Origin of the sequence: Clostridium chromiireducens, from assembly GCF_002029255.1 — a bacterium.
In the GTDB taxonomy this organism is placed as follows: domain Bacteria; phylum Bacillota; class Clostridia; order Clostridiales; family Clostridiaceae; genus Clostridium; species Clostridium chromiireducens.
In genome coordinates this window covers 1-8,643 of the sequence record NZ_MZGT01000124.1, presented here as the reverse complement: position 1 = coordinate 8,643, position 8,643 = coordinate 1, and the positions used below count along the sequence as shown (strand labels likewise).

Here is an 8,643-nt window from a genome sequence, read left to right as displayed (position 1 = left end):
AGGTAGCCCATTCTAATAAATCAAACTCCGTATAATATGCTGCATCATAAGGATCTTCCCTTAAATCTAGACCTAATCCATTAAATAGAATCTTCTGCCTGCGCTTGCAGATATTTTTGGTTTGAGTTTTATATTTGTTTTTCTTATCAAGAAGTGCAAATGCAGAAAAAAATGCCATTTGCACTTGCTGTGGAGTAGATAAACCTGCTGTATGATTTAAAGCTACTTGACGACTATCGGCAACAATTCTATCAATAAATTTCACATTATCCGGTGTTGTCGAAAGGCCTCCGTAACGCTGCCTTAATTCGATTTTTTTATCTTCTGGCAATTCGTTTAATAACTTATCAAAAACATTCTCGTCATAAAGCGCAATTGTCCCTAAACGCCATCCAGTTACCCCAAAATATTTAGAATACGAATATACTCCTATGGTATTAAAAGGTAAGTCAGCCATTAGTGAACGAAAATTATTTACAAATGTGCTGTATACATCATCAGAAATAATCATTATATTTGGATTATCATTTTCTACAATGCTTATTAATTGTTTAACACTTTCATTCTTCATTGCTACTGAAGGTGGATTACTAGGATTAACAATAAATAAAGCTTTTATACTTGTATCTTTTAGCTTATTTAATTCTGATTCAGGATATTGCCAAGTATGTGTACCATCTTTAGTTAATTCTGTAGCATTAATATGTACAATTTCAAAATTATAACGTGGTAAATGAGGTATCTCAAGATATGGTGTAAAAACTGGAACCATTAATGCTATTTTATCTCCACGTGTTAATAGTTCATTAGCTATTAAACTATCGAATATATAACACATCGCTGCTGTAGCTCCTTCCACCGCAAAAATATTAAATTTTCCAACAGGTGGTTTGTTATAGCAAAGTTCCTGAACAAGATATTCATGGACAATTCTTTCAATATGACTTAACATTCTATCTGGTAATGGATAATTATCACCAATAATTGCATCTGTAAGTTCAACTACCCACTTATCAGAATCAAATCCCATATCTCTAATCCCATAATTAATTATATTTTCCAAAAGTTCTACTCCTGGCATTTCTTTATGTTTATTTATAAATTCATAAAATCTCTCTGCAATTCCACTTTTTCTTGGCATGCCTGCCAAATCTCCATCATTCCAAACACTTCTGGTCTCTTCTACCGCAAATAATCCAAAGGTAAAAAAGGCCTCTCTTGGTGTTGCCGCTGTCCAGTTAGGATTACCTCTCCCTGCATTTAATAGTACACGTGCACTTTTTGCTCTTTGTCCTTCTGCGAGACTTATTAATTTATTTTTGAATTCAAATGGGCTAATTTCCCCATAAATCTTTTCTATCTCCTTACGCTGAACATTTTTAATATCCATACATAATTCTCCTTCTTTAAGTTTAAAATAGAAACCTTTCAATTGTAGTTGTTTAAATAAATAATTTTTGTAAAAATCAGTATATAAGTATCTATTGTTAGTCTTCGATAAGTTGAAAAGAATTATTCCATTTGAATTATCATATATTTATTTGTTGCATAAAATTTTAAAATATGTTATTATAACTTCACAACCAATATATGTTCTGAAATATGCGTTAAGCTCTTATTTTGAACCTACATATTTATTTCGGGAGTTCAATATTTAGATGAAGATATGTACTTTCTTGTGAGTCCTTTTACGGCATTGAAGGCGATTGAAGCATCTGTGAGGACACCCACCTATCTGAGGATAGGTGTCAAAATCAGGGTACCGGTATTTTGGATATATTATTGGTAGTAAAAGCCAATGCTTAAGATTTAAGCATTGGCTTTTGCTTTTATATTTATATCTATTTAGTAACCTAAACATGTTTTTCTATATTAACATTTTTTATTACTGATGAAAGAACAAATAAAATACAAAATGCAATAATTAAAAAAATTGCAATCATACTAACAACACCTCCCCAGCCATAAGAAGACCAAAATCTCCCGCCAGCAGTTCCACCTATGCTTGAACCCACATAATAAAATAATAGGTAAAGAGAGGATGCTTGAGCCTTATCATGGGTTGCTAATTTACCGATCCATCCACTAACTATAGAATGTCCTGCAAAAAATCCAAAAGTTAAAAGAGCTATTCCTATAACTTTCAAGAACAAATTCATATTTAAAGTTATACATATTCCAATTAACATAATAAAAAGTGATATTGATAGCATTTTATATTGTCCATGTTTATCAGCTAAGCGCCCCATAAAAGTTGAACTAAATGTTCCAACAACATATATTATAAAAATAAAACTAACTAACGTCTGGCTAAGATTATATGGAGGCTCAGTTAGCTGAAAACCAATGAAATTATATAACGATACAAAACTTCCCATAATGAAAAAGCCAATGCAATACAAGCAAATTAAATTAGGATTTTTCAAATGATTAATACTAGATTTTATAAGTTTTTCGATTTCAAAAGATCGTGGCTCGAAATGTCTTGATTGAGGCAGCTTTAACCAAAATAAAAAACTTGATATTAGGCCTAGAAATCCAATACAAGCTAAAGCTAGTCTCCAATTAAATAAATCAGTAATAATCCCTATTATAATACGTCCACTCATTCCTCCTATAGAATTACCGCTGATATATAATCCCATGACCATTCCTAAGCTTGATTCATCTATTTCCTCGCTAATATATGCCATAGCAATAGCGGGTAATCCTGCTAAAACAAAACCTTGTAAACAACGAATTACTAGAAGCATATTAAAATTAGGAACAAAAGCGGCTAAAACTGCTAAAACTGACGTTGCAAAAAGAGAGAAACACATAATTGGCTTTCTCCCTAATACCTCTGATATTGAACCAAAAAGCAACATGCTAATTGCTAATATACAAGTCGTTACAGATAGTGACAAACTTGCAACTGTAGGAGACACGCCAAATTCTTTAGACAAAAATGGCATTAATGGCTGCGTACTATATAGGATTGCAAATGTGTTAAAGCCACCTGCAAATAAGGCAATACTTGTCATACTAAATTCATGAGTACCTTTCTCTATATAATTCATAAAAATCACTCCAAACTCTATATGTAAAATTATATATATATCAATCTAATTTTACCATAATAGTTTGTACATTAATTTTTATAAAGATGCTATAATATTTCATATTATTGGATGGCAACGTTTATATACATAAATTACTATAATTTAAGATCTATACCACTCTTCTGTTCAGTCATTAATATTTCTATAAGTTGAACAATCTGTGCACCTGCTTCAACTGGAGGCATTCCATTTTTGTGTATATTTGATATTACAGTCCTTTGAGATTCTGGCTTTTGACTGCTTGCTTCATAAGCCATATAACAACTCATACTCTCACCTGTTGCTAGTCCTGGTCTTTCACCTATTAATATAAGAGTAACTTTTGCGTTTAAAGTTTCACTTATTTTATCCATAGTTGCAACCCTAGCATATTTAACAAAAATAGGATGTCCTATTTTATAATTTTTAGCTTTTATACCATCAACAATCATAGGATATATTTCTTTTAAATTAGAAGTTATTGCCGGCGAACTCAATCCATCTCCTACTATAATTTGTACATCAACATCATTTATACAATTTTCCCTTATATTTTTAATGATTTCTTCTGAAAACCTTCTTCCTAAGTCTGGCCTTGTAATATATTCTTCTTTATCTTTGACTAGGGTTTGAACCTTATAAAAACCTAAATCATCAACTACCTTTTCATCTACACAAGACCAAACTGCATCCATTGCAACTGCATGATCTGCTCGAAGCCTTAAATAATCATTTGTTTTATATCTAGTACCGGCTCTTCCAGTGCAAATTCTCGCTGGCGTTGATTGTTTTAAAATGACTAAACCTTTGTAATCAGTTGGATTATCTACAGAAACTTTAGTACTTAAATCTATAGTAGATATATCTTCTAAAATATCCTTTTCCATAACTTACACTCCCATATTTAAAAATAATGACGGATCTCCAGCTTTACTTGTCAATATGCCATTTTTCATTATTCCAAGTTCTTCTAGTCTGTTTTCAAATTCTTTTATTGGTCTTTTATTTGTTATTTCCCTTAAGGCTGCAATATCATGATAGCTTGAAGATTGATACATCAACATTATATCGTCCCCACCAGGAACTCCCATAAAATAATTGCAGTTAGCCTGCGCAAGTAATACAGCTAAATTTTCTAAATCATTTTGATCTGCTTTCATATGATTTGTATAGCAAACATCAACTCCCATAGAAAGACCAGTTAGTTTTCCCATAAAGTGATCTTCAAGTCCTGCCCTTATAACCTGTGCACCATCATAAAGATATTCTGGACCTATAAACCCCACGACCGTATTAACCAAAAATGGACTATATCTTTTGGCAAAGCCATAACATCTAGCTTCCATAGTAAGCTGATCTGCTCCATTGTGTCCTTCTGACGATAGTTCGGAGCCTTGTCCAGTTTCAAAATACATGAAATTATCACCTTTTGAAGACTTTAATTCCTTCATCATGGCATAAGCTTCATCCATTAGTTTTACATCTATTCCAAAAGCTCTATTAGAAAGTTCTGATCCTGCTATACTTTGAAACATTAAATCCATAGGCGCTCCCTTTTTTAATGCTTCCATTTGTGTTGTAACATGGGCTAAAACACAATTTTGTGTTGGTATTTGAAATTTATTCATAAAGTCCTTGAAAGCTTTTAATATATTATAGACACTATCAATTGTATCTACTGCTGGATTAAGGCCAATTACTGCATCACCTATTCCAAAACTTATTCCTTCCATAACTGATGCCATTATTCCCTCAATATTATCAGTTGGATGATTTGGCTGAAGTCTAGCTGATAAAGTTCCAAGTTTTCCAATTGTAGTATTGCATGTAGCGATATTTATTAATTTTTTTGATGCACATATAAAGTCCATATTACTCATGAGCTTAGTTACACCTGCTATAACTTCCGAAGTTAGTCCATCTCTTATCTCTTTTATTTCATCTCCACTTTTTGATAAAATAAATTCTCTGAGCTCTCCTATCGCCACCCCTTTAATTTTATTATATATCTCTTCATTTACACTATCTTGAATAACTCTAGTAACCTCATCTGTTTCATAATCTACAACTGGATTATTTCTTAAATCTCCTATAGTAAGTTCCGAAAGAACAACTTTAGCAGCTATTCTTTCTTCTGTTGAGTTTGCTATAATTCCTGCAAGTCTATCTCCTGATTTTTCTTCATTTGCCTTTGCGAGAACTTCCTTTACATCTTTGAAATTATATACATTGCCAAATAGTTTTGTTTTTAAAATCATATCCGTCTCTCCTTTTAATAAAAGCAAGCATATTGCTAATGCACGACTCACAAATTATGATCAATGAATTGTGAATATTAAATTCTTTAAATTATTTCTCCATCAAGTCCTTCTTCAACTACTTCTGCGCTTGTTCCCCGAATTTTAGAATATACAAAATAATATACTATTGCCAGTGCATAAGCGCCAATTACCCACAACACCGTAGAAAAATTAGAAATAATTAATGCTACAAAAAATACAAATGCTATTAAAAGAGCAATAGCTGGTACAATTGGATAAGAAACTTTAAATGGTCTATTAAGCTTCGGTTCTTTACTTCTTAAAATAAACAAAGAAATCATACTTATTATATATAAAGCTACAGCTCCAAATGATGATATAACAATAATTACAGCAGTTTGACCTGTTAAAACAAATAACATACCAATTAAGCTCATTATAACTATTGAATATACTGGTGCACCTTTGGAATTTGTCCTTGATAAAAGCTTAGGTAAATATCCAGCTCTAGACATAGCAAACCCCTGTCTTGAATAACCTATTATTATTCCATGTAAACTTGCTATAAGACCAAACAATCCAATGAAGCTCATTACATTTGATAATAAACCGGCTCCATATATACCTTCTAAAGCTGAAGGAAGCGGTGAATCTGATGAACTTATTACACTTGCATCTGTAGTTCCTGCTGTTACAAAGAATGTTGCTACTGCTAGCACAACAAGAGTAGCTATACCTAAAATGAAACCTTTTGGGATATCTCTCTTAGGATTTTCACATTCTTCAGCTGACATTGCCCCTCCTTCAACAGCTAAGTAAAACCAAATTGCAAACGGTATTGCCCCAAATATCCCACTAAAACCACCTTTAAAAATATCTCCTGCAAGAATATTACTCATTTTAATATGTGGAGCACCTGCTCCAACAAATAAGATTAATCCTGCTATAGCAATAATAGTAACTGCCAGTTCAACTTTAGCTGCTGCTTCTATACCTAAACAATTTATAAGTACAAATATTGCATAAGCTATTACTGCTGCAACAACAGCCGGCACCGCTGGTACTAAAAAATTAATATATGCGCCTATTGATAAAGCAATCGCTGGAGTTGCAAATAAAAACTCGACTAAACATGAAAATCCAGCAAAGAATCCTCCAAACTTTCCAAGGGATCTTGATGCATATTCTGACGGTCCACCTGCATGCGGGATTGCAGTTGAAAGTTCAGCATAACTAAACATAAATGTAGTATAAAAAACTGTAACAATTAATATAGCAATTATAAATCCAACTGGGCTTGTAAAATCTAGTGCATAATTCCAACCACAATACATTCCTGATATAACCATACCAACAATTATTCCCCATAGTTGTATTGGTGTTAGCGTCTTTTTTAATTCATTATTCATTTTTGTCACTCCTCATTAATAAAATTAACTTATTTCTCCATTAATAAATTTAAAAAATTCCATTAAATATTCCTTTAAACAAAAGCCCAGGCTAGAACTTTGCATAAACAAGCTTCTCTGCAGACCTGATGTTTCCAATAAATTGTTATCTTTTTAACTTTTTATATGTGTATATTTTTTTCTTGCAAAATTGTTTTCTTTATACATTCTTTTATTTTTAAGTTGGAATACTTTTTAATTGTAAATGTGAATATGTTTTATTTTTAACTGTTATATATTAAAGTTTTTATAACAACTGGTATTGCATCACCCATGGGAAGCCCTATATCAATATAATCTCCATTCTTTGTTGATATCTTATCAATACATATTACCTCTCTTTTTTCTTCTAAGTTTAAGGAAATTACCTGCCCTAAAGCTTTTGCAAAATCATTTTCTAAAATTACAATTAATGGGCCACTAACTATTTTAAAAACTTTTATTATTTGATTTCCTATTAACTTTATTTCTTCATAACTTGGACTTCTAGGTCCTATGAGTGAAATTGCTACCATACTTTCATTTAATAAATCAATTTTTTTCATGACTTTATTGTATATTTCATTTAGATTTTCTTTCTTTTCAAAAGGTTTTATTATAGGTATATTTTTAAGAGGCAATGCAGCCTTTTCAAACGCTATTGTGCTCCCACTTATATTTAGAGAATAGTTTCCCGCTCCAATTACTGTTGCTCTTATTTTCTCTTTTGGAGATAAAATAATGTTTTTATAATTCTTAAATTCTCTGCTTATACAATTTCCTAATAGCGGCCCTATATCATTATGCTTTTGTGTCCCTTCGATGCTAATTTTCCTATGATCTTCTAATACATACTCACCTACTCCTCCTGAAAAACTAATATAATCTGTTTCAAAAGGCTCATAGCCTTCACTAATAAATAATCTTTTTGTGTCCTCACTTAATTCCTTTAAACAACATACTTCTAGTAAACAATTAGATAATTTCTCACATATATGAATTAAATTTTGAAGTTTTGGTTTTCTTCCTACCTGAATATTTAAGTTCATTTCTTTTAAAATAAATTCAATTCTCTTTGAAATATAAATAATTTTTCCATCAGTATTAAACTTAATAAGTCGACCTCCAATGTCTAATGCGAAAGTTTGCTCACATTCACCACAATTAAATACAGATACATTAGTCGTTCCACCCCCAATATCGAGATTCACCACCCTTCTACTAAGATTCTTTGACATTTCCGATGCCCCAGAACCATATCCTGCTAATAAAGATTCGAGTTTTGGACCTGCAGTTGCCACAACAAAATCTCCTAAGTATTCTGAAAGATTTTTAGAAACCTCTTCTGCATTTTCTTTTCTTGCAGTTTCTCCTGTTATAATAACTGCACCTGTAGATATCTGATTTTTGTCTATATTACTTTCTTTTAAAGCTTTAGATACAATATCTTTAATTCCATTAAAATCAATAGTTACTTCATCTAAAAGTGGAGTAACTATGACAGGACTTTTATATATTATTTCTTTTCCTTCTATTACTGTTTCCTTAATTAAAGATGAACTCAAGATGTTTTTAATCTTTAATCTGCTTATTATAACTTCAGTTGTTGACGTTCCAATATCAACACCTATACTATATATTTCACTTTGTAAAATACTTTTTCACCTCCAATAATAAAAAAGAAGACAAAGAGCCAAAGTAATAATTGACGTCATTGTCTTCTTTATTCAAAATTTACATTATAAATTATTTCCTAATCTTATTTAAAGATAGGAAAATAATAAGGCGTTTAAAGAATTGAATTCTTTAAACGCCTTTGTTTATTCAATAATGGAATTATATACCTATAAAATCCTATTGTAAATATATTTTCAC

Annotated in this window: 6 protein-coding genes and 1 other RNA gene; 1 reads left to right on the top strand and 6 read right to left on the bottom strand. The window is 31.3% G+C overall.

The features are described from left to right. Positions 1-1,390 (bottom strand): aspartate 4-decarboxylase (gene aspD / locus CLCHR_RS23225; RefSeq protein ID WP_079442288.1); only part of this gene is annotated, 1,390 nt, incomplete at its 3' end. A 199-nt stretch (positions 1,391-1,589) separates the two neighbouring features. On the opposite strand from aspD, the gene ssrS reads away from it, so the two are divergent. Then, positions 1,590-1,781, top strand: a non-coding RNA gene (gene ssrS / locus CLCHR_RS23220) — 6S RNA. A 72-nt stretch (positions 1,782-1,853) separates the two neighbouring features. Here ssrS and CLCHR_RS23215 read toward each other — a convergent pair. The 5 genes from CLCHR_RS23215 to CLCHR_RS23195 form a co-directional block, all read right to left on the bottom strand. Continuing rightward, positions 1,854-3,059, bottom strand: coding sequence for an MFS transporter (locus tag CLCHR_RS23215; RefSeq protein ID WP_079442286.1), 1,206 nt, complete (start codon positions 3,057-3,059; stop codon positions 1,854-1,856). A gap of 137 nt (positions 3,060-3,196) precedes the next feature. Continuing rightward, positions 3,197-3,967, bottom strand: coding sequence for an ethanolamine ammonia-lyase subunit EutC (gene eutC, locus CLCHR_RS23210; protein ID WP_079442284.1), 771 nt, complete (start codon positions 3,965-3,967; stop codon positions 3,197-3,199). A 3-nt stretch (positions 3,968-3,970) separates the two neighbouring features. Then, a complete protein-coding gene (locus CLCHR_RS23205) occupies positions 3,971-5,338 on the bottom strand; it encodes an ethanolamine ammonia-lyase subunit EutB (protein WP_079442283.1) in 1,368 nt (455 codons plus the stop codon). Positions 5,339-5,424: 86 nt separating this feature from the next. Continuing rightward, positions 5,425-6,750 carry an ethanolamine permease gene (eat, locus tag CLCHR_RS23200; RefSeq protein WP_079442281.1) on the bottom strand — a complete coding sequence of 442 codons (1,326 nt, stop codon included), beginning with the start codon at positions 6,748-6,750 and terminating at the stop codon, positions 5,425-5,427. Positions 6,751-7,013: 263 nt separating this feature from the next. Continuing rightward, positions 7,014-8,399: an ethanolamine ammonia-lyase reactivating factor EutA gene (locus CLCHR_RS23195; RefSeq protein WP_278337030.1), complete on the bottom strand. Its 1,386-nt coding sequence runs from the start codon at positions 8,397-8,399 to the stop codon at positions 7,014-7,016. Positions 8,400-8,643 lie beyond the last annotated feature (244 nt).